Below are 21,039 nucleotides of genomic sequence, written 5' to 3' on the forward strand. Positions count from 1 at the left end.
CGGACCGCTCGCGTCTTGGTGAACTTCGCTCGGCGTTAGTCTTCGCTCTCGCAGACCGGCGTGATCTCGACGACGATGTCGCCTGCCCGCAGTTCGCGCGCGGCGTCCTCCCAGAACCCGATCGCCTCGCCGCCGCGATAGACCCGCAGGCCCTTGCCGCCGCTGGCGAGCGCGTCGATGCCCTTGCCGACCTCGGAGGCGAGCACCTTGCGCTCGACGAGCTGGACCCGGCCCGTTACCGAAGCGAGATCGGCGAGGTAGTCGGAGATGTGCTTGCCCTCCGCCGAACCCGCCAGCAGCAGCCCGGTGAAGCGCACCGGGTTGATGACGTTGTCCGCGCCCGCCTGGCGCGCGAGCAGTTCGTTGTCGTCGGCGCGCACAACGGCGGTGATCGGCACGCCGGGCGCTAGGTGGCGCGCGGTGAGGATGATCAGGATCGTCGTGTCGTCGCGCCCCGCCGAAACGAGCACCGCGCGCGATTTGGCGATGCGCACCGCCGCGAGAACCTCGTCGCGGGTGGCGTCGCCTTCCATGACGTTGCAGCCGACGCGCTCGGCCTGGGCGAGGCGCGCCTCGCCCTGGTCGATGACGACGATGCAGGCCGGGTCGGTGCCGCGCTCGATAAGCTCGTTGACCGCTTCGGAACCGCTCACGCCATAGCCGAGCACGACGATGTGGTTCTCGAGCCGTTCCTGAATGCGCTTCATGCGCCACTTCTCCCAGCTGCGCTTGATGATGAAATTATAGGCGGTGCCGACAAAGAGATAGATCACCGCCAGCCGGATCGGCGTGACGATCGCCGCCTCGACGAGCCGCGCCCGGTCGCTGACCGGGGCGATGTCGCCGAAGCCGGTGGTGGTGATCGAAATCATGGTGAAATAGACGACGTCGAGAAAGCTGACGTGGCCGTCGTGCGCGTCCTTGAGCCCGCCCCGGTCGGCCCAGTGAACCATGACGACGACGAACACGAGCCCCAGCGCGGCGAACAGCCGCAGTGCGGCATCGGCCCAGACGGGGACGGCGATGGCGCGCCGCAAGGGCCGGAACAGGGCCTGCGCGCGTCGCTGCTTCACGGGGTTTCGGGCAGCTCCGGCATGGGATCGACGGGCGCGCCGTCATGCCGCACTTCGAAGTGCAGCTCGTCTCCCCTCGCGCGGCCGGAACTGCCGACGAGGCCGATCCGTTCGCCGCGCGCGACCTTGTGGCCCTGCTTCACGGTGATGCGGCTGAGAAAGCCGTAGGCGGTGTGCCACCCGTTGCCGTGATCGATCACCACGAGGTTGCCGAAGTCCTTCTCTTCCTTGCCGGCGAACAGGACCTCGCCTGCCGCTGCGGCCCGCACAGCAGTACCGCGCGCAGCCCGGATGTCGAGCCCGTCGTGATAGGCCGAGGTGCCGCGCTCCGTGAAACTGCGTCGCACGTCGCCCGAAAGCGGCCAGGCGAACCGGGTCTCGGGCGTGCCCGGGGGAAGCGGGGAGGAGGCGCCTTTCATCGGCGCATCGACCACTGTGGGGATGAGCAGGCGCGCGCCGGGGCGCAGCGGCGCGTCCGGATCGAGACCATTGGCCACCGCGATGTCGGACCACGGCACGCCGCGCGCCATGGCGATCGCGAAGCCGGTCTCCCCCGCGGCGACGGTATGCGCGCCGGTGCGCGGGATCTTCAGCGTCTGGCCGATGCGGATGACGTAGGGCGGTTCCAGGCCGTTGGCCTCGGCGATCAGCACGCGCGGCACTCCGGCGCGCAGCGCGACGCCGCCCAGCGAATCGCCTGGCGCCACGACGTAGCTGCTCGCTTGCGAGAGGTCCGGGTTGGACGGGCCGCGTGCGGCGATGGTGCGCGAGGCGCCGCCGCCGCGCGGGATCGCCAATGTCTCGCCGATGCGCACCACATAGGGCGGCTCAAGCCCGTTGGCCTCGATGATGCGCTCGCGCGGCACTCCGGCGCGATTGGCGATCCCGTTGAGCGTCTCGCCTTCGAGGACGACGTGTTCGCTTTCTTCCCTGGGCGTCGCGGCCGATGCTTCGGACAGGATCAGGAGCGGGGCGGCGGCGAGGAAGACCAGCCGCCTCACGGCTGGTATTGATCCGCCATGCGCTCCAGCTCGGCGCCGTGCGTCAGGTCGAGATGGAGCGGCGTGACCGAGATATAGCCGTCCGCGATCGCCTCGAGATCGGTGTCCGAACCGGGCGTATGCTCGATCCCGTGAAGGCCGAACCAGAAATACGGGAAACCACGCGGGTCGATGCTTTCCACCACCGAACCGCGGGCATAGTCATGAAAACCCTGCCTAACCACGCGAATGCCCCTCACGTCCCCACCTGCCATTGGGGGAAAGTTTATATTAACCAAGCTTCGCGAGGCAAATTCGATATCCACAAGCGGGCGCAGCACCTTTTCGCCCCAGGCTTCGGCGGCGTCGAAGGAGACCGCGTTGCCGACGCCTTCCTTGCCGTAGACCTGGCTCAGCGCGATCGAGCGCACCCCCGCGAGCGCGCCTTCCATCGCCGCCGAGACCGTGCCCGAATAGGTCACGTCGTCACCCAGGTTGGCACCGCGATTGACGCCCGAGAGGATGAGGTCCGGCGGCTCGGGCAGGACCTTCTTGAGCGCCATGTTGACCGCGTCGGTCGGCGTGCCCGAGACCGAAAAGCGGCGCGGTGCATGTTCGCGCAGCCGCACCGGCCGGGTCAGCGTGAGCGAGTGGCCCGCGCCCGACTGTTCTTCGGCCGGCGCGCAGATCCAGATATCGTCGGAAAGCTTGGCCGCTATCTTCTCTAGGACATAGAGCCCGGGCGCGTTGATGCCGTCGTCGTTGGTCAGAAGAATGCGCATCAGGCGATCGGCTCCAGCTTGTCGATGCCGTCCATGTAGGGGGCGAGGGCGGCGGGCACGGCGACGGTACCGTCCTCGTGCTGGTAGTTCTCCAGCACCGCGACGAGCGTGCGGCCCACCGCGAGGCCCGAGCCGTTGAGGGTGTGGACGAACTCGGTCTTCTTCGCGCCCTCGGGCTTGTAGCGCGCGTTCATTCGCCGCGCCTGAAAATCGCCGCAGTTCGAGACCGAGCTGATCTCGCGGTAGGCGCCTTGTCCGGGCAGCCAGACCTCGAGGTCGAAGGTCTTGCGCGCGCTCGCGCCCATGTCGCCCGCGCACAGCAGCATCTTGCGATAGGGCAGCTCCAGCGCCTGCAGGATCGATTCGGCCGCGGCGATCATCCTTTCGTGCTCGGCCGCCGACTGCTCGGGCGCGCAGACCGTGACGAGTTCGACCTTCTCGAACTGGTGCTGGCGAATGAAGCCGCGCGTGTCGCGCCCCGCCGCGCCCGCCTCGGAGCGGAAGCACGGGGTCAGCGCGGTCATGCGCAGCGGCAGGGCGGCAGGCTCGAGGATCTGCTCGCGCACCGCGTTGGTGAGCGAGACTTCGGCGGTGGGGATCAGCCAGCGCCCGTCGGTGGTGCGGAACAGGTCTTCGGCGAACTTCGGCAACTGGCCGGTGCCGTAGACCGCCTCGTCGCGCACCAGCAGCGGCGGCGCGCATTCGAGATAGCCGTTCTCGCCCGTCTGGCGGTCGAGCATGAACTGGCCGAGCGCGCGGTGGAGCCGCGCCATCGTGCCCTTGAGGAAGGTGAAGCGCGCGCCCGCGATCGCCGCGCCGGTCTCGAAGTCGAGCCCCAGCGCCGGGCCGAGGTCGGCGTGCTCCTTGGGCGCGAAGGCGAATTCGCGCGGGCTGCCCCAGCGCGAGACCTCGACGTTGGAGTCCTCGTCGGGACCGTTGGGGACGTCGTCGGCGGGCAGGTTGGGCAGGCGCGAAAGCTCGTCCTCGAGTTGCGCGGCCAGATCGCGGTCCTGCCCCTCCAGCGTGGGCAGGGTTTCCTTGATCTCGGCGACTTCGGCCTTGAGCGCCTCGGCGGCGGCCGTGTCGCCCTGGCCCATGGCCTTGCCGATCGCCTTCGAAGCCTCGTTGCGGCGGCTTTGCAGTTCCTGCATCCTGGTTGCGACGGCGCGGCGCTCCTCGTCGATGACGATGAGCCCGCGCGCGACGGGCTCCACACCGCGCCGGGCAAGCGCGGCGTCGAAGGCTTCGGGATCGTTCCGGATCAGGCGTATGTCATGCATGGCCCGCGCGCTATGCCGCCTCGCCGTTGGGCGCGCAAGGCGGCCGTCGCGCCTGCTGCGCCATTGTTCCAAAGCTGAGGGAGACAATGGTGGGCGCGGCAAGGATTGAACTTGCGACCCCACCCGTGTGAAGGGTGTGCTCTACCACTGAGCTACGCGCCCGCATCGATGCGGAAGGCGCGCCCTTTAGGCGAAGCCGCGCGAATTGACAAGCGGGCATCACGGCCTAAAGCCGCTGGCCATGACCGAAGAGACGCCAGACGAACCGGGCAGCGGCCCAGAGACTCCCATCGCCAGCGGCTCAGACGTTCCGCCCGATAGGCTCGCGATCAATCCGCGCAGCCCGCATTTCGACGCCGATACGTTGCAGCGCGGCGTCGGCATCCGCTTCAAGGGCACGGTGCGCACCAATGTAGAGGAATACTGCATTTCCGAAGGCTGGGTGCGCGTGCAGGCGGGCAAGACCATGGACCGCAAGGGCAATCCGCTGACGATCAAGCTCACCGGCCCGGTCGAAGCCTGGTTCGAGGACCTTGGCGCGGACGCTCCGGTCGCGAAGAAGGCCTGAGGTCCTGCGTATGGGCGGACCGTTGACGCGGTTCGCTTGCCGCGAGAGCGCTGTCAGTAGATCCCGGCGATGATCTCGCCGATCGGGTCCTCGTGGCGCCTGCCGCGCTTGCGGGGCCCGGGCTTCGGAGTCTCGCCCGGTTTCGCCGCGTAGATGAAGCCCGCCACCGGCCAGTGCGTCGTGCCGAGCCTTTGCGTCTGGCCGTACCAGACGCGCACTACGCTCCAGTCGTTGGCTTGCGACACGTCCAGCGCGGTGACGTTGTTCTCGATCTTGCCCGGCGCGGACCAGTTGGCGTGGCTGATCAGGATCGTGCGCGAATCGACCACCCGGCTCACCGCCGCGACATGGCCGAGCTTGGAATTGCGATAGGGCTTGATCGCCAGGACCGCGCCCTCGCGCGGCTCGTGGCCGCGCGCATAACGGCCCTGCGCCTGCTGCCACCAGGTGTAGGCATCGCCGAAGATCGAAATCCCGGTGAGTTTGCGCGCGTAGGGCACGCATTGCAGCACGTTGCGCATGGTGTTCGAGGCCGCGCCGTCGTCGCTGCTCGTCGCGGCGTGAAGCGGCATCGCCAGGCTCGCGCCCAAAGCGATCGCGGCAAGTTTCTGGTAAACCCTCATGCAACCATGATCGGCCGGGTCCGGTTAGGGTGATCCTGCCGGAAATGGTAAACGCGCGGCCAAGAAAATGGCTTTTGCTTGCAAAGACCACGCGCTGCGCCCAAGTCCGCGCGGATCATGCTCCCTCAGGTCATCATCATCGGCCGGCCCAACGTGGGCAAGTCCACGCTGTTCAACCGGCTCGTGGGCAAGAAGCTCGCGCTCGTCGACGACCAGCCCGGCGTCACGCGCGACCGGCGCTTCGGCGATGCCGAGCTGCTGGGGCTCAAGTTCCAGATCGTCGATACCGCCGGCTGGGAAGACGAGGACGCCGAATCGCTGCCCGGCCGGATGCGCGCGCAGACCGAGGCCTCGCTCGCCACGGCGGACGTCGCGCTGTTCGTGATCGACGCGCGCGCCGGGCTTACGCCGCTCGACGAGGAAGTGGCGCGCTGGCTGCGCGGATCGCCGGTGCCGGTGGTGCTGCTCGCCAACAAGGCCGAGGGGCGCGCGGGCGAGGGCGGGCTGCTCGAAGCCTATGCGCTGGGCCTCGGCGATCCGGTGGCGATCTCGGCCGAGCACGGCGAGGGCATGGGCGACCTGTTCGAGGCGTTGCTGCCGCATCTCGAACCGCTGCAGCCGCCCGAAGCCGACGAGGAAGGCGAATTCGACGAGGAAGCGCTGCTCAAGGCACCGCTCAAGCTCGCGATCGTCGGCCGGCCCAACGCGGGCAAGTCGACGCTGATCAACCGCATCCTCGGCGAGAACCGGCTGCTGACCGGGCCCGAGGCGGGGATCACGCGCGACTCGATCGCGATCGACTGGGAATGGACCGATCCCAAATCGGGCGAGGCCCGCCAGGTGCGGCTGATCGACACCGCCGGCATGCGCAAGAAGGCGCGCGTGGTCGAAAAGCTGGAGCGCATGGCCGTGGCCGACGCGCGCCACGCGGTCGACTTCGCCGAAGTCGTGGTGCTGCTGCTCGACGCGACCAAGGGGCTCGAGCACCAGGACCTCAAGATCGCCTCGATGGCGCTCGAGGAAGGCCGCGCGCTGATGATCGCGATCAACAAGTGGGACATCGCCGAGGACGCCAGCAAGCTGTTCAACGGCATCCGCGCCGCGCTCGACGAAGGGCTCGCGCAAGTGCGCGGGGTGCCGCTGCTGGCGGTCTCGGCGGTGACCGGAAAGGGCATCGACGAGCTGCTCGGCGCCGCCTTCGGGATTCGCGAGGCGTGGAGCCGGCGCGTGCCGACTTCGGCGCTCAACCGCTGGTTCGACGATGCGCTCGCGGCCAATCCGCCGCCCGCGCCGGGCGGCAGGCGGATCAAGCTGCGCTACATCACGCAGGCCAAGACCCGGCCGCCGGGTTTCGTGCTGTTCGGCACGCGGCTCGATGAACTCCCCGAAAGCTACAAGCGCTATCTGGTCAACGGCATCCGGCGCGAGCTGGGCTTCGAGGCGGTGCCGATCCGGCTCAACCTGCGCAGTCCGAAAAACCCTTTCGCCAGGAAATAGTCAGGCCGGATCGCGCGGGGGCTGGTCCTCCAGCGCGAGTTCCGCGCCCGGCTCGGGCTGGGGCGCGCGCAATTCGGCGACCATTTTCCACACCGCGATGAACAGCGCGGCGATCACCGGGCCGACGATGAAGCCGTTGAGGCCGAACAGTTGCAGGCCGGCCAGCGTCGCGATCAGCACCACGAAATCCGGCATGCGCGTGTCGCGGCCGACGAGGATCGGGCGCAGGATGTTGTCGACCACGCTGATCACGAACACGCCGCACAGGACGAGGATCACCGACTGTTGGATCGAGCCGGTCACGAACAGATAGATCGCCACCGGCACCCAGACGATGCCGCTGCCGATCGCGGGCAGCAGCGAGAAGAAGCCCATGAACACGCCCCACAGCAGCGCGCCCTCGATCCCCAGCATCCAGAAGATGAGGCCGCCGATGGTGCCTTGCGCCAGCGCGACCGCGACGGTGCCCTTCATCGTCGCGCGCACGACGATGACGAAGTGGTGGATCAGCGCGTCGCGCAAGTTCGGACGCAGCGGAACGGCGGCCTTGATGAGGTCGCCCATGCGCTGGCCGTCGCGCAGCAGGAAGAACGTGAGGTACAGCATCACGCCCAGCGTCGCGAGGAGCGAGAGCGCGCCCTGCCCGAAGAGCAGCGCACGCGAGGCGATTTCCTTCAGGCCCGTCGCCAGGCCCGAACCGAACATTTCGCGCAGCGTGTCGACATCGGTGTTGCCGTACTGGTCGATGAGCACCCGCAGACGCGTCGGCAGTGCCTCGCGCACGTCGCTGATCATCTGCCCGACATCGAGGTGGCCCTCGCGCAGCCGCAGGTAGAGGTTCGCCGCCTCGTTCACCAGCGCTATGCCCAGCAGGAAGGCAGGAACGATGATCAGCGCCAGCAGCGCCAGCAGCATCAGCAGCGCCGCCGTGTTGGGATGGTTGCCGATCCGGACGGAAAGCCGGCGCGTCAGCGGCTCGAACAGGATCGCGGCGACCAGGCTCCACAGGATGGCGCCGAAGAAGGGGGCGATGAGCCACCCGAACAGCATGGTGACGATGAGGACCACGGCCAGGAAGCCGCCGTCCTCGAGCCTGATTCCCGTCTTGTCTTCGGTTGCCATGGCCAAGCCTCATACCAGCATTTCGACCAGATCCATCACCGATCGACGAGCCTCTTTGCACAACTGGATTCGCCGGGCGAAATATTGCTAGATCAGACGATCAAGCTCATCATGTGGAGACCGTCCCTTGCGTAAATCGCATCCCGTTCTGCTCGCCGCTGCCGCGGCGGTCTGGCTCGCCGTTCCGATCGTGCCCGTGCAGGCCGCCGATGGGCCCGAGCGCGCCTTTACCGGGGCAGACCTGTTCAAGCTTTCCGGCGCGACAGACCCGCAGATAAGCCCGGACGGTTCGAAGATCGTCTACGTGCGCAAGACCGCGGACATCATGACTGACAAGGAGATCCCCTCGCTCTGGCTGGTCGATGCCGCGTCCGGGCGGGAGTACCCGTTGGTGGCGGGCAAGGGGGCGCATTTCTCGCCACACTGGTCGCCGGACGGCAGGCGAATCGCCTATGTCTCGACCGACGGCGAGAGCGGCCCGCAGCTCTACGTACTGTGGCTCGAAAGCGGCGAGAGCGCCCGGATCACCGGCCTGCCTGACAGCCCGGGCGCGATCTCGTGGTCGCCCGACGGTTCGCAGATCGCCTATACCATGCGCGTTCCCGGCACCGGCATGAGTCTCGGCAAGGCGCCGGCCAAGCCCGAAGGCGCGAATTGGGCCGAGCCGCTGGAGATCATCGACAAGGTGACCTACCGCTTCGACGGCGGCGGCTACCGCAAGCCGGGATACGACCACGTCTTCGTCGTCTCCGCCACCGGCGGCGCGCCGCGCCAGCTCACATTCGGCGACTGGGACGATGGCGGGCCGCTGAGCTGGAGCGCCGATGGCCGCAAGATCCTGTTCAGCGCCAATCGCACCGCCGATTGGGAGCGCGACGCCTATAACTCCGAGATCTATTCGGTCGATGTCGCGAGCGGCGCGGTCACGGCCCTGACGAGCCGCGCAGGGCCGGACTACGCGCCGGTCTATTCGCCCGATGGCCGCTCGATCGCCTTTCTCGGCTTCGACGATGTCAACAAGAGCTACGAGAACACCGAGCTCTACGTGATGAACGCCGACGGCAGCGGCGCGCGCTCGCTGACCGCCGGGCTCGACCGCAGCATCGACACCGCGCAGTGGGCGGGCAACACGATCTACGTCTCGTATGACGATCACGGCAAGAAGCGCGTGGCGAAAGTCTCGACGGGCGGGTCGATCAGCACCGTCGTCGACGGCCTGACCGCCGGATCGCACTACGACCGGCCCTATACTGGCGGCGAGTTCAGCGTCTCGAAAGGCGGCAAGGTCGCCTATACCGGCGGCGATACGAGCGCGCCGGCGGACCTCTACGTGACCACCGGCGGAACCGGGCGCCGGCTCACCGATCTCAACGCCACCTGGATGGCGGGCAAGGCGATGGCGCCGGTGCGCAAGCTGGCGGTCACCGCACCCGACGGCAGGCCGATCGACGCCTGGCTGGTGACGCCGCCGGGGCTTCAGCCCGACCAGCGCGCGCCGCTGATTCTTGAGATCCATGGAGGGCCGATGGCCGCCTACGGCCCGGCATTCTCGACCGACGATCAGCTCTACGCCGCGCACGGCTATGCGGTGCTCTATACCAATCCGCGCGGCTCGACCTCGTACGGCGAGGAGTTCGCGCGGCTGATCGACCGGGACTATCCCGGCCCCGACTACGACGACCTGATGGCCGCGGTCGACGCCGCGATCGCGGATGGCGTGGCCGATCCGAACAATCTGTTCGTCACCGGCGGTTCGGGCGGGGGCGTGCTGACGGCCTGGATCGTGGGCAAGACCGACCGCTTCAAGGCCGCCGCCACGCAAAAGCCGGTCATCGGCTGGGGCAGCTTCAGTCTGACCTCGGACGGCGCCGCGATCTATCACGACCACTGGTTCGACAAGCCCGTGTGGGAAGAGCCGATGGTCTACTGGAAGCGCTCGCCGCTCAGCCTCGTGGGCAACGTCAAGACGCCCACACTGGTCGTCGTCGGCAGCGAGGACTACCGCACGCCGGTGAGCGAATCCGAGCAGTACTACACCGCGCTGCAGATCCGCGGCGTGCCGACCGCGCTGGTCAAGGTCCCCGGCGCGAGCCACGGCGGCATCGCTGCCCGACCGTCGCAATCGGCGGCCAAGGCCTCCGCGATTCTGGCGTGGTTCGACAAGTACCGGACCGACAAGCAGTCGGCACCGGCGAGCCCCGGCGAGGATTGAGGAAAGGGGCCCCGGCAGCGCCGGGGCCTCGGCCCGCGGGCGCGATCAGTCCTCGGCGGGCTTGCTCTGGAGCTGCACGTAGTTCTGCAGGCCCATGCGCTTGATCAGATCGAACTGCTTTTCGAGGAAGTCGATGTGCTCTTCCTCGCTTTCGAGAATGCGCTCGAAGATCTCGCGGCTGACGTAGTCGCGCACGTGCTCGCAATGCGCGATCGCTTCCTTGAGCAGCGGGCACGCCTCGTGCTCGAGCGCGAGGTCGGCCTTGAGGATCTCTTCGACGTCCTCGCCGATCTTGAGCTTGCCGAGTGCCTGGAAATTGGGAAGACCGTCGAGGAACAGGATGCGCTCGGCCAGCGTATCGGCATGTTTCATCTCGTCGATCGATTCGTGCCGCTCGTAGGCGGCCAGGCGCGACACGCCCCAGTTGTCGAGCATCCGGTAATGGAGCCAGTACTGGTTGACCGCCGTCAGCTCGTTCAAAAGCGCCTTGTTGAGAAAATCGATGACCTGTGCGTCACCTTGCATCGCCCATACTCCTTTATCGCCGCAACGACGACTATGGGGTCCCCAGCGCTCTGAGGCAAGTCAATGGGATAGGGCGACGGGCAGTTTTGCGGCGATGCGTTCCTCTTCGATGATGTCTTCGGCCTCTTCGATGCATTGGCGGCATTGCGGCGGGCGACCGAGCGAAGCGTAGATGGCTTCCGCATCGCCATGGCACCGCTGCGCGGCGTCGCGAAGCTCGGTGATTCTGATGGCGTTACAGATGCATACGTACATGCGAGTTTCCTCTCGACTCGCAATATAGCGCTTTGCGAATGGATCGCAATAGCATTTGTCAGCGCATTGCGACGAACCGCGCGAGCGTGAGCGAGCGCCAGGCCCATTCGAGCGGTCCCTGGCGGAATCGGCGCAGCCACGGCTCGCTCCAGGCGAGCATCAGCGCCCATCCGAGCAGGACGAAGGCCCATAGCTCGAGGTTGCCGAAGCGACCGAACAGACCGAGGCCCCAGCCGTAGAAGATCGCGGTCATGACCACGGTGGTGCCGACGTAGTTGCTCAAGGCCATGCGCCCGGCCGCGACGAGCCGCCGTCCGGGCCTCGTGCGCACGAGGGCGGGCACGGCCAGGACCAGCAGCGCGGCGTAACCCAGCGCGATCAGCATCTGCGTCGGCGCGAGCAGCCCCCCGAGCATTGCCCCGTTCGCGATCGGCGGAAAGCCGCGCTCGGCCAGCCAGGCGAGCACCGGCACGCTCGCCGCGAGGCCCGCCGCCGTGGTGCCGATCGCGAAGGCCCAGAGCCTGCGCCTCGGCCATGCGCCGCGGAAAAATCCGGAACGTCCCAGCGCCATGCCGATCATCATCAGCGGCAAGGTCTCGCCGAGATTCTGGCGAAGCATCGCGAACAGCCAGAACGGGCTCTCTGCCAGCTTGTAGCGCAGGATTGCCAGGTAACCTGATCGATAGAGCGCGTTCTCGCGCTCGGTCTGGTCGGCGATCCAGTCGATCTGGCGCCTGTATTCGGCGGCTTGCCCGGCGGTCGCGCGTCCCTGGCGGAACGCTTCTTCGGCCTCGATGCCCGGCCACGAGGCGAGCGCGTCCCAGCCGTGCCAGAGCGCGAAGCAGGCAAGCGCGGTGAGCGTCATCGCGCGCGGCGACAGCGGGCTGAGCGCGAGCAGGAGCAGCCCGCAAGCGCCATAGAGGAACAGGATGTCGCCCCACCAGAACAGGAAATAGTGGAGCTGGCCGAAGACCATCAGCCAGGCGAGGCGGCGGAGTTGCTGGGCCTCGCCCTCGCCTCGGGCCTCTTCCCTCTGTTCGAGAAACAGCGCCATGCTGGCGCCGAACAGCAAGGTGAACAGGGCGCGCATCTTGCCGTCGAAGACCAGCAGGTTGAGCGCGAACACCGCTCGGTCGGATGGCGTCGCGGGTTGCATGATATCGAGCGCGTAGGTCGCGGGCGAGGGGCCCGCGAAGCCGATCACGTTGATCGCGAGGATGCCGAGAACCGCGACGCCCCGGATCAGGTCCAGCGCGGCGATGCGCTCCCGCTCGCCGCCGGGCAAGGGCCTAGTTCCGCGTGGCGATACAGGTGAATCCGCCCGCCTTGAGCCGCGAACAGGCGGCCTCGGCATCGGCGGAACTGGCGAAGCCCCCCGCCTGCAGCTTGGTCAGCCGTCCGGCGGGGACGAGCAGGCGTTCGTGACCCGCCAGTTCGGGGCGCGAGCGGACCCTGCTCCACAGCTTCTCGGCATTGCCCGCGACGCCGAAGGCGCCGAGCTGGACGCGCCAGGGGCCGGTGCGGGCGGGGGCTGCCGGCTGCGCGGAGGGTTTGGGCGCCGCCGCGGCAGGTTTCGCGTTCTCGTCCACGATCGAGGCGACGCGCGGAACCGACTGGGTGGGCTTGGGCGCGGGCTCGCGAATGGTCGTGGTTTGCGGCGTGCGGGTATAGTCTGCGCCCGCCTGGGCGGGGCTCGCGCCGCTGGCGACCTGTTCGGCCTGCGCGACCGCGCGCTCTGCGCTGGCGATGCTCGGACCCTTGTCGGGCGGCGGCGCGGCGGCCGCGGACGCGGAGGGGGCTCCGCCGAGATCGGCGGCGGCGACTTGCCGGGCGCGGTTGGCCTCGGCCCGCGCCGCGAGCTCGGCGGCGAGCGGCACGCTCAACTGCCGGTCCTGCAGCGAGATGTGCTCGTCCATCTGGATGAGCGCGCCGCGTGCCTGGTCGAGCCCGGCCTGCTGCGCGAGGCTGACCAGCGCGTAGGCGCGCACCCAGTCGCGCGGCACGTTGTCGCCGTTGAAATAGGCGAGGCCGAGCAGATACTGCGAGCGCGGATCGCCGCGATCGGCGGCGGCGATGATGAACGGCATCGCCTTGGCGCGCTCGCCGCGCTGGAAGAGCAGCAATCCGTAATTGTCCGCCGCGCCGAGATGGCCCTTCGCCGCGGCCTGCTCATAGAGCGATTCCGCCTTGGTCAGGTCGCGCGGCACCCCGCGTCCGAGCTTGTAGGCCTGGGCGAGATTGAACATCGCATCGGCGTCACCTTCGCGCGCGGGCCGCTCCCACTCCTTCACCGCACGCGGGTAATCGCCCGCGCTCCAGGCATCGACTCCTTGCTTGACGTCGGCCATGGCGGACGTCGCGACCGTCATGGCAAACAATCCGGCGAGCATAGGGAAGAGCGCAGATTCGAATCGCTTCATACGAAAAAATACCTAGTTCCCGCCGACGTGGTTACCGCAGGCCCGCTGCCCCGGATATCAGGCTAAGGCAGAATGACGGCCCAACGCCCATCTTTCGATAAACTGACATGGTGAAGAAGCTGTTAGCAAACCAATTCTGCGCCTTGGAGTGTCGAAGCCTTTGCCATCGCCGCGTGTTGCCTTAACTCTAAATTAGGAACGATCTGCGATTCCCCTTTGCGAAGACATGCATTTTTAATCGGTTTTCGCATCGTTAGGGGGCTACACATTGCGAGTTCTGGCATTGGCATCACAGAAGGGTGGCTCCGGCAAGACCACCTTGTCCGGTCACCTGGCCGTGCAGGCGCAGCGTGCGGGTGCCGGGCCGGTCGTCCTGATCGACATCGACCCGCAAGGCTCGCTCGCCGACTGGTGGAACGAGCGCGAAGCCGAACTGCCGGCCTTCGCGCAGACCACCGTGGCGCGGCTCGCGGGCGACTTGCAGATCCTGCGCCAGCAGGGCTTCAAGCTCGCCGTGATCGACACCCCGCCCGCGATCACGATGGCGATCCAGAGCGTCATTTCGGTCGCCGAACTGATCGTCGTGCCGACCCGCCCCAGCCCGCATGACCTGCGCGCGGTGGGCGCCACGGTCGATCTGTGCGAGCGCGCGGGCAAGCCGCTGATCTTCGTCGTCAACGCCGCCACGCCCAAGGCCCGGATCACCGCCGAGGCCGCGGTCGCGCTGTCGCAGCATGGCACGGTTGCGCCGATCACGATGCATCACCGCACCGATTTCGCGGCGTCGATGATCGACGGACGCACCGTGATGGAAGTCGATCCGCAGGGCCGTTCGGCGCAGGAAGTCACCGCGCTGTGGAACTATCTTGCCGACCGGCTCGAAAAGAACTTCCGGCGGACCATCTTTTCCGGATCGGCCAGCCAGCCGATGGCTGCGGGCGTCAACCGTCCCGTCGGAGGTTTCGGCCGCCGTATCGCCGGCTCCTGAGCGAAAGCACCGAAATGGCCCATCACGCCGGATTCTCGTCGCTCTCGCCCACTCTGCTCGCGCGCAAGGGGGCGGCTCGCCCGGCCATGCGCGCGCAGATCATTCCGCTCGACCCTTTCCAGCGCAACATGCTGTGCGGCTCCGAGGATGATCTCGGCTGGAACGACATGGGCTGGACCGACCCCCGCGAGCCCGATGCCGTCCCCGAGCCGATCGCGCGGATCGTGAAATGTGACGTGCGGACGCCCGGCAAGCGGCCCGCGAACGACGAGCCGCTGTCGCCCGAGGCCTTGCGCGCCCGTTCACCGATCGTCGCCAAGCTCGGAGGGCCCCGACACGACGCGGCGTGCGACCAGCACCGCCGTGTTGCCTTTACGTTGCGCCTCGATCCCGACCGGCATCTCGCGCTGCGGCTTGCCAGCACGCTGCTGGGCGAGAGTGCGCAGGCGATCGTGACCGAAGCGCTCGACCGCCATCTCGCCGCGATGCCCGATATCGCCATGCTCGCCGGCACGGTCCGCGGGCGCAGTTAGCTCCTACGAGGGATGACAACGATGCAAGACCGAACCTCGACGATGCCGCTTCGATTCGCGCTGTGCACGGCGCTCGCGGCGGCTCTCGTGAGCGGTTGTGCCGGAACCGGCCACGTCGCCAGCGCTGGCCGCGGCGCGGCATCCCCGCGCGCCGATCTCGTCACCGAAAAGCAGGTGGCGCAGGCGGAAAAGCAGGTCCTCAAGGCGCCGAACGATGCCGCCGCGCGCGTCACGCTCGCTCAGACCTATCTCTCGGTCGGCCGCTTCGCTTCGGCTGCCACCACCTTCGAGGACGCGATCGCGCTCGGCGAAGTCTCGGGCCGTGCCGCGCTTGGCATGTCGCTCGCCTACATCGGCTCGGGCCGTCAGTCCGAGGCGGTCGCGCTGCTCACCCAATGGCGCGATACGATCCCCGCTGGCGATCTCGGCCTGGCGCTCGCGCTCGCCGGTTCGACGGGTGAGGGTGTCTCCATACTTTCCGATGCGCTGCGCGGTGGCCAGGACACGCCGAAGCTGCGCCAGAACCTCGCCTATGCCTATGCCCTCGACGGACGCTGGCGCGAGGCGCGGATCATGGCCGCGCAGGACGTTCCGGCCGACCAGCTCGATGCGCGGATCAGCGAATGGGCCCGTCAGGGACGCCCGGAGGACTACAGCCGCCGCGTCGCGAGCCTGCTCGGCGCGCCGGTCCGCTCCGATCCCGGACAGCCCGCGATGCTCGCGCTGGGCGACAGTGCCGTGCCCGCAAGTGAGGCGGCGCCGCAATTCGCCGCCGCCGATGCCGTGCCGGTGGATGAAACGCTTCCGCAGCCCGGCCGGGCGCCGCAGGACGAGCTGCCGCCGGTCCGCACCGGCGAGAGCTTCTGGGGCGCCGATGCGGGACCCGCGACCGATCGCAAGCCCGTCGCCGCGATGCGCCCCGCCGAGAGCGAGCCGGTTGTCGCGCATGACGATGATTTCCGACCGACGACGCAGCCGCGCGAGATCGCGGGCGCGGTCAGCTATGTTTCGGAGCCGCTGGTCCAGGCGACGCCGCGCTACGAAGGACCGCTGGCGCGCGCCGTCAGCGAGCCCGCTGCGGCACCGCGCGCCGTGGCCGAGCCGAGTCCCGGCGAGGCGACGCATCTCGTCCAGCTCGGCTCCTTCTCGTCGCCCGAGCGCGCGCGGCAGGCCTGGAACATCTATCTCGAGCGCAATCCGGCGCTGCGCGATCACAAGCTCGTGCTCACCGAGGCGGTGGTGCGCGGCAAGCATTATTGGCGCGTCTCCGCCGCCGGCTTCGACCTCGGTTCGGCCCGGGCTCTGTGTTCCGGCGTCGGCGGTGGCAGCCACGGCTGCATCGCCTATGCCGCGAGCCGCCCGCTGCCCGGCGCACTGCCCGCCCGCAAGGGCTCGTCAGCGATGCTCGCGCGCAACTGAGCGCCCCTTTTCCTCACGCATCCCCTTTTGCGTATCCTTGCAACCCCCGTCGCTTGCGGCGGGGGTTTTTTCTGGACGGAGCCGCGCGTGGTGCACGGAGCGGGACGATTGCGCGTCAGGCGGGCTTCTTCTTGACGCCGACACGCGTGCCGCCCTTGAATAGCGCGAGGACGCGGCCCTGCACGGGCTGCTTGTCGAACGGCGTGTTGCCCGCGCTCGCGGCCATCTGGTCCGAATCGACGATCCACGGGCGGTCGGGATCGATCACCGCGATGTCGGCCTCGGCCCCGACCGCGAGCCGGCCCGCGTCGGCGCCGAGCAGCCTCGCCGGATTGGCCGCGAGCAGTTCGAACGCGCGGCCCAGGCCGATCGCCTCGTCGCGCACCAGGTTGAGCGTGAGCGCGAGCAGCGTTTCCGCGCCCGCCATCCCCGCGGCCGAATCGGCGAAGGGCAGCCGCTTGTCCTCGGACCCGCGCGGATCGTGGCCCGAGACGACGGTGTCGATCGTGCCGTCCTTCACCGCCGCGATCACCGCCTTGCGGTCGTCTTCCGAACGTAGCGGGGGCGAGAGGTGCATGAACGAACGGTAGTCGGCCAGCGCGTTGTCCGAGAGCATGAAGTAGGCGGGGCTGACCCCGGCCGTAACCTTGAGACCCTTGTCCTTGGCGGCGCGCACCAGATCGAGCCCGCGCGCGGTCGTCACCTTGCGCAGGTGTAGCCGCGCGCCCGTCGCTTCGGCCAGCGTGATGTCGCGCGCGATCGCCAGCGCCTCGGCCTCGGAGGGCGCCGACGGCAGGCCGAGCCGGGTTGCCATCTCGCCCGCCGTGGCCACCGCCTTGCCGACCAGCCCTGCGTCCTCGGCGTGGGTGAAGACCACCAGATCGAGCATCGCCGCGTACTGCATGATTCGCATCATCATGCCCGAATCGGCGATCCAGCGCCGCCCGGTGGCGATGCCGCGCGCGCCCGCCTCGCGCATCAGCCCGAGTTCGGCGAGCGCCTCGCCCGCAAGGCCCTGCGTCGCGGCGGCGAGCGGATGGACCCAGAAGTCCGGCTTTCCCGATAGTGCGACATAGCGCACGCGCGAGGGCACATCGAGCGGCGGCGTCTGGTCGGGCATCAGCGCGACCCGGGTGATGCCGCCATAGTGGAACGCGGGCTTGTCGACCGCGAAGACGCCCATGTCGACGAGGCCCGGCGCGACGATCTGCCCGCCCGCGTCGTGCACCACGTCGCCCGGTTGCGGCGTGACGTCGGCCCCGAGTGCCGCGATATGTCCGCGCTCGCAGCGCAGCGTGCCCGTGACGAGCGAGCCATCGGGCAGCAGCAACCGGCCGCCGGTGATCGCGAGCGGAGCGGCCACGCTCATGCCCAGCCCTCCACGCCGCGTCCGCGCCGCGTCAGCACGTCGAGGCAGGCCATGCGGATCGCGACGCCCATCTCGACCTGCCGGGTGATCAGCGAACGCTCCACCATGTCGGCGACGTTGCTGTCGATCTCGATACCCCGGTTCATCGGTCCCGGGTGCATGACCAGCGCATCGGGCTGCGCGCGTGCCAGGCGTTCGAGTGTGAGACCGTAGAAGTGGCGGTATTCGCGCGGCGAGGCGATGTACTGGCCTTGCATCCGCTCGAGCTGGAGGCGCAGCATCATGACGACGTCGGCCCCCGCGATGGCGGCGTCGAAATCGTGGAAGGGCTCGACGTTCATCGCCTCGATCGCGGCGGGCATCAGCGCGGGCGGGGCACAGACGCGGATCTCGGCGCCTAGCGAGCTGAGGCACAGGATGTTCGAACGGGCGACCCGGCTGTGCAGGATGTCGCCGCAAATCGCGACGCGCAGGCCCGAAAAGGCGCGCTTGGCGTTGCGGATGGTCAGCGCGTCGAGCAGCGCCTGGGTCGGGTGCTCGTGCTGTCCGTCGCCCGCGTTGAGCACCGGGCAATCGACCTTGTCGCCGATGAGCTGAACCGCGCCCGAACTCGCATGGCGGATCACGATCGCGTCGGCGCGCATCGCGTTGAGCGTGGTCGCGGTGTCGATCAGCGTCTCGCCCTTCTTCACGCTCGATTGCGCGGCGTGCATGTTGACGACATCGGCGCCGAGCCGCTTGCCGGCGATCTCGAAGCTCAGCAGCGTGCGCGTCGAGTTCTCGAAGAAGGCATTGATGATGGTGAGGCCCGACAGCAGGTCGCGGTGCTTCTGGGCATGGCGGTTGAGGTCCACCCACTGCTCCGCCTCGTCGAGCAGGAACATGATTTCATGCGGTTCGAGGCCGGCGATGCCGACGAGGCCGCGGTGCGGGAATGCCGCGGAGCCTTCGGGATAGGAGAACGCGGGTGAGGGCATCGGGAACAGGGCCTTAGGCGAGCCGCCCGGTCTGCTCAAGTCCATTCCCGCCCCTCGCGGCTGGCGGCTTCCAAGCGCCGGGAGAAGCCTCTAAGGCACGTCGCCGGAAAGGCAGGTTGCACGATGGAATTCGCCGGCAAGGTCTGGAAACTGCTGGTTGCGGTAAAGGACGGGCTCGTGCTCGTCTTCATGCTGCTGTTCTTCGCGGCGCTCTATGCGCTGCTCTCCGTCCGGCCGACGCCGGGCAAGGTGATCAAGGGCGCGCTGCTGATCGCGCTCGACGGCGTCGTCGTCGAGGAGCCGAGCCGCGTCGATCCCTTCTCGCTGCTCACCTCGACGCAGGGGCCGACGCGCGAGTATCGCGCCCGCAACGTCGCGCGCGCGATCCGGGCGGCGGCGAAGGACCAGCGGATCAAGGCGGTGGCGCTCGACCTCTCGCGGTTCCTCGGCGGCGGCTTTGTCCACATGCGCGAGATCGGCGAAGCGATGGACGAAGTGCGCGCGGCCGGAAAGCCCGTGCTGACCTTCGCGGTCGCCTATACCGACGACGGGGTCCAGCTCGCCGCGCATGCCAGCGAGGCCTGGGTCGACCCGATGGGCGGTGCGGTGATCGCGGGCCCCGGCGGCAACGGGCTCTATTTCGGCAAGCTGTTCGAGAAGTATGGCGTCAAGGCGCGAATCTTCCGCGTCGGCACCTACAAGAGCGCGGTCGAGCCCTATTTTCGCGAGGGCCCTTCGCCCGCCGCCACCGAAGCCGTCTCGGCGGTCTATGACGGCCTGTTCGATGCCTATCGCGCCGACGTGCTGAAGGCGCGTCCGAAGATCCGCTTCGATCTTGTCACCCGGACACCCGCCGAATGGGTGCGCGGCGCGGGGGGGAACACGGCGCAGGCGGCGAAATCGGCGGGGCTGGTCGACAAGATCGGCAGCAAGACCGAGTTCGGCGAGCGTCTTGCCGGGATCGCGGGCGCCTCGACCACCGAGACCGGCCGCGGCGCCTTCGCCGCGACCGATTACGATACCTACCTCGCGGCCACGCCGGAAAGCACCTCGGGCGCGGCGATCGGGGTGGTGACCATCGCGGGCACGATCGTCGACGGCGAGGCGGGGCCCGGCACGGCGGGCGGCGAGCGGATCGCGGGCATCCTCGACAAGGCGATCGACGACGATCTGGCGGCGCTTGTCGTCAGGGTCGATTCGCCCGGTGGCTCGACGACGGCCTCCGAACGCATCCGCCGCGCGATCGCGGCTTATCGCGACAGGAAGATCCCCGTCATCGTCTCGATGGGCAACCTCGCCGCCAGCGGCGGCTACTGGGTCTCGACCCCGGCGCAGCGGATCTTCGCCGATCCGGCGACGGTGACCGGCTCGATCGGCGTCTTCGCGGTGCTCGCCACGTTCGAGGACCTGCTCAACGATGTCGGCGTGACCGGCGGCGGCGTGAAGACGACGCCGCTTTCGGGGCAACCCGACATCCTGTTCGGCCTCTCGCCCGAAGTCTCCGAGCTGTTCCAGGCCTCGGTCGAGAATACCTATGCGCAGTTTCTCGGGCATGTCGCCAAGGCGCGCGGGCGGACGCCGGCGCAGATCGACGCGGTCGCGCAGGGGCGCCCTTGGTCGGGACGCGATGCCAAGCGGCTGGGGCTGGTCGATGAATTCGGCGACCTCGATGCGGCGCTCGCCTATGCCGCGAAGGCCGGCGGGCTGGGCAACAAGCCCTGGCACGCGCAGTATCTCGGCGAAGAAGAGGATACGCTGAGCGCCATGCTCACGCAGTTCCGCAATGCCGAGAGCGGGGCGGCGGACGGGACCGGTGGCGATCTCGCTTCGCTGCTCGCGTGGCAGCGCCAACAAGCCGCGCTCGACGCGGTGAACCGTTTCGGCGAGGTCTTCGCCTCGTTCGGAGCCCGCGCCTATTGCATCGAGTGTCCGCAGGTTCCTTCGGGACGCGGACGGGTCTCGAACCTGCCCACCGGACTATCGGGGCTGCTGCGCGATCTCACCGAGCGCGCCGGGCGCCTCAAAGCGAGCTAGGCAGCTCGTCGGGCCCGGTTTCGGGAAAATCGGTGTCGGGCGAGAGCGGCGGCGTCTCGCTCGGCGGGCCGCTGGGATCGGTTTCGGGCGGCATCGGCGGCGTTTCCGGCGGAGCGGCGGGAAAGTCCCGGTCGGGCGGCGGGTCTGGCTGAGTGGCCATGGTGGTACCTTTGCGTTGCACTTTTGGGCACTTGGGGATCGCGTGGCGCCTGCGCAAGCAGCAGCGCTTGCCCTTTTCGCGTTGGCCTTATAAGGGCTCCACGCTTAAGTTTCAGGCTTTGTCCGAGCGGGCGTGGCGGAATTGGTAGACGCGCTGGATTTAGGTTCCAGTATCGCAAGATGTGGGGGTTCGAGTCCCTTCGCCCGCACCAGTTTCCCGCGC

At 68.4% G+C, this 21,039-nt stretch carries 20 protein-coding genes and 2 tRNA genes; 8 read left to right on the forward strand and 14 right to left on the reverse strand.

The features are described from left to right. Nucleotides 1–35: 35 nt before the first annotated feature. The 5 genes from B2G71_RS03300 to B2G71_RS03320 form a co-directional block, all read right to left on the reverse strand. Nucleotides 36–1,073, reverse strand: coding sequence for a potassium channel family protein (locus tag B2G71_RS03300; RefSeq protein WP_098104300.1), 1,038 nt, complete (start codon nucleotides 1,071–1,073; stop codon nucleotides 36–38). Continuing rightward, a complete protein-coding gene (locus B2G71_RS03305) occupies nucleotides 1,070–2,074 on the reverse strand; it encodes a LysM peptidoglycan-binding domain-containing M23 family metallopeptidase (protein ID WP_098104301.1) in 1,005 nt (334 codons plus the stop codon). The genes B2G71_RS03300 and B2G71_RS03305 overlap by 4 nt, the downstream gene beginning before the upstream one ends. After that, nucleotides 2,071–2,835, reverse strand: a complete 765-nt coding sequence (gene surE / locus B2G71_RS03310) for a 5'/3'-nucleotidase SurE (RefSeq protein WP_098104302.1) — start codon at nucleotides 2,833–2,835, stop codon at nucleotides 2,071–2,073. The genes B2G71_RS03305 and surE overlap by 4 nt, the downstream gene beginning before the upstream one ends. Further along, nucleotides 2,835–4,115 (reverse strand): serine--tRNA ligase, encoded by a 1,281-nt coding sequence (gene serS / locus B2G71_RS03315; protein ID WP_098104303.1) that lies wholly within the window; start codon nucleotides 4,113–4,115, stop codon nucleotides 2,835–2,837. Before serS ends, surE begins: the two co-directional genes overlap by 1 nt. Nucleotides 4,116–4,202: 87 nt before the next feature. Beyond that, nucleotides 4,203–4,277 (reverse strand) — tRNA-Val (locus B2G71_RS03320). 79 nt (nucleotides 4,278–4,356) lie between these two features. Here B2G71_RS03320 and B2G71_RS03325 point away from each other — a divergent pair. Further along, nucleotides 4,357–4,683 (forward strand): DUF3297 family protein, encoded by a 327-nt coding sequence (locus B2G71_RS03325; protein WP_098104304.1) that lies wholly within the window; start codon nucleotides 4,357–4,359, stop codon nucleotides 4,681–4,683. A gap of 53 nt (nucleotides 4,684–4,736) precedes the next feature. On the opposite strand, the gene B2G71_RS03330 is transcribed toward B2G71_RS03325, so the two are convergent. Continuing rightward, complete coding sequence (locus B2G71_RS03330; RefSeq protein ID WP_098104305.1) at nucleotides 4,737–5,306, reverse strand: CHAP domain-containing protein; 570 nt, start codon at nucleotides 5,304–5,306, stop codon at nucleotides 4,737–4,739. A gap of 117 nt (nucleotides 5,307–5,423) precedes the next feature. Here B2G71_RS03330 and der point away from each other — a divergent pair, with 117 nt between their 5' ends. Further along, the gene (gene der / locus B2G71_RS03335; RefSeq protein ID WP_098104306.1) at nucleotides 5,424–6,803 is read left to right on the forward strand and encodes a ribosome biogenesis GTPase Der; all 1,380 of its coding nucleotides are present in this window, start codon (nucleotides 5,424–5,426) and stop codon (nucleotides 6,801–6,803) included. Here the strand turns inward: der and B2G71_RS03340 are convergent, their stop codons facing one another. Further along, nucleotides 6,804–7,925, reverse strand: a complete 1,122-nt coding sequence (locus tag B2G71_RS03340) for an AI-2E family transporter (protein ID WP_098104307.1) — start codon at nucleotides 7,923–7,925, stop codon at nucleotides 6,804–6,806. It abuts the gene before it with no gap. Nucleotides 7,926–8,115: 190 nt separating this feature from the next. Here B2G71_RS03340 and B2G71_RS03345 point away from each other — a divergent pair, with 190 nt between their 5' ends. Then, the gene (locus tag B2G71_RS03345) at nucleotides 8,116–10,137 is read left to right on the forward strand and encodes a S9 family peptidase (RefSeq protein WP_240529995.1); all 2,022 of its coding nucleotides are present in this window, start codon (nucleotides 8,116–8,118) and stop codon (nucleotides 10,135–10,137) included. A 45-nt stretch (nucleotides 10,138–10,182) separates the two neighbouring features. On the opposite strand, the gene bfr is transcribed toward B2G71_RS03345, so the two are convergent. From bfr to B2G71_RS03365, 4 genes are read right to left on the reverse strand one after another with little or no spacing between them, the layout of a single operon-like run. Continuing rightward, entirely contained in the window at nucleotides 10,183–10,662 is a 480-nt protein-coding gene (gene bfr, locus B2G71_RS03350; RefSeq protein WP_098104308.1) for a bacterioferritin, read from the reverse strand. A gap of 60 nt (nucleotides 10,663–10,722) precedes the next feature. Next, a complete protein-coding gene (locus B2G71_RS03355) occupies nucleotides 10,723–10,917 on the reverse strand; it encodes a (2Fe-2S)-binding protein (RefSeq protein WP_098104309.1) in 195 nt (64 codons plus the stop codon). Between the two features lie 58 nt (nucleotides 10,918–10,975). Then, a complete protein-coding gene (locus tag B2G71_RS03360) occupies nucleotides 10,976–12,202 on the reverse strand; it encodes a DUF418 domain-containing protein (protein WP_240529981.1) in 1,227 nt (408 codons plus the stop codon). A gap of 4 nt (nucleotides 12,203–12,206) precedes the next feature. Further along, complete coding sequence (locus B2G71_RS03365; RefSeq protein ID WP_240529982.1) at nucleotides 12,207–13,286, reverse strand: SPOR domain-containing protein; 1,080 nt, start codon at nucleotides 13,284–13,286, stop codon at nucleotides 12,207–12,209. A gap of 319 nt (nucleotides 13,287–13,605) precedes the next feature. Here B2G71_RS03365 and B2G71_RS03370 point away from each other — a divergent pair, with 319 nt between their 5' ends. Genes B2G71_RS03370 through B2G71_RS03380 form a run of 3 tightly spaced genes read left to right on the forward strand, consistent with a single transcriptional unit; the run spans nucleotide 13,606 to nucleotide 16,277 of the window. Next, nucleotides 13,606–14,325: a ParA family protein gene (locus B2G71_RS03370; RefSeq protein WP_098104312.1), complete on the forward strand. Its 720-nt coding sequence runs from the start codon at nucleotides 13,606–13,608 to the stop codon at nucleotides 14,323–14,325. Nucleotides 14,326–14,339: 14 nt separating this feature from the next. Next, nucleotides 14,340–14,858 carry a hypothetical protein gene (locus tag B2G71_RS03375; RefSeq protein ID WP_098104313.1) on the forward strand — a complete coding sequence of 173 codons (519 nt, stop codon included), beginning with the start codon at nucleotides 14,340–14,342 and terminating at the stop codon, nucleotides 14,856–14,858. A gap of 21 nt (nucleotides 14,859–14,879) precedes the next feature. After that, on the forward strand, nucleotides 14,880–16,277 hold the full coding sequence (locus tag B2G71_RS03380; RefSeq protein ID WP_098104436.1) for an SPOR domain-containing protein: 1,398 nt from the start codon (nucleotides 14,880–14,882) through the stop codon (nucleotides 16,275–16,277). 115 nt (nucleotides 16,278–16,392) lie between these two features. Here B2G71_RS03380 and B2G71_RS03385 read toward each other — a convergent pair whose 3' ends face one another. After that, nucleotides 16,393–17,646 (reverse strand): dihydroorotase, encoded by a 1,254-nt coding sequence (locus B2G71_RS03385; RefSeq protein WP_098104314.1) that lies wholly within the window; start codon nucleotides 17,644–17,646, stop codon nucleotides 16,393–16,395. Continuing rightward, complete coding sequence (locus tag B2G71_RS03390; protein WP_098104315.1) at nucleotides 17,643–18,623, reverse strand: aspartate carbamoyltransferase catalytic subunit; 981 nt, start codon at nucleotides 18,621–18,623, stop codon at nucleotides 17,643–17,645. The genes B2G71_RS03385 and B2G71_RS03390 overlap by 4 nt, the downstream gene beginning before the upstream one ends. Before the next feature lie 123 nt (nucleotides 18,624–18,746). Here B2G71_RS03390 and sppA point away from each other — a divergent pair, with 123 nt between their 5' ends. Further along, a complete protein-coding gene (gene sppA, locus B2G71_RS03395; protein WP_098104316.1) occupies nucleotides 18,747–20,657 on the forward strand; it encodes a signal peptide peptidase SppA in 1,911 nt (636 codons plus the stop codon). On the opposite strand, the gene B2G71_RS24005 is transcribed toward sppA, so the two are convergent. After that, nucleotides 20,644–20,817, reverse strand: coding sequence for a hypothetical protein (locus tag B2G71_RS24005; protein ID WP_168176232.1), 174 nt, complete (start codon nucleotides 20,815–20,817; stop codon nucleotides 20,644–20,646). The genes sppA and B2G71_RS24005 overlap by 14 nt on opposite strands. 126 nt (nucleotides 20,818–20,943) lie before the next feature. Between B2G71_RS24005 and B2G71_RS03400 the strand changes: the two genes are divergently transcribed. Then, nucleotides 20,944–21,028 (forward strand) — tRNA-Leu (locus B2G71_RS03400). Nucleotides 21,029–21,039: the final 11 nt, after the last annotated feature.

This window comes from Novosphingobium sp. PC22D (genome assembly GCF_002556635.1).
Lineage (GTDB): Bacteria > Pseudomonadota > Alphaproteobacteria > Sphingomonadales > Sphingomonadaceae > Novosphingobium.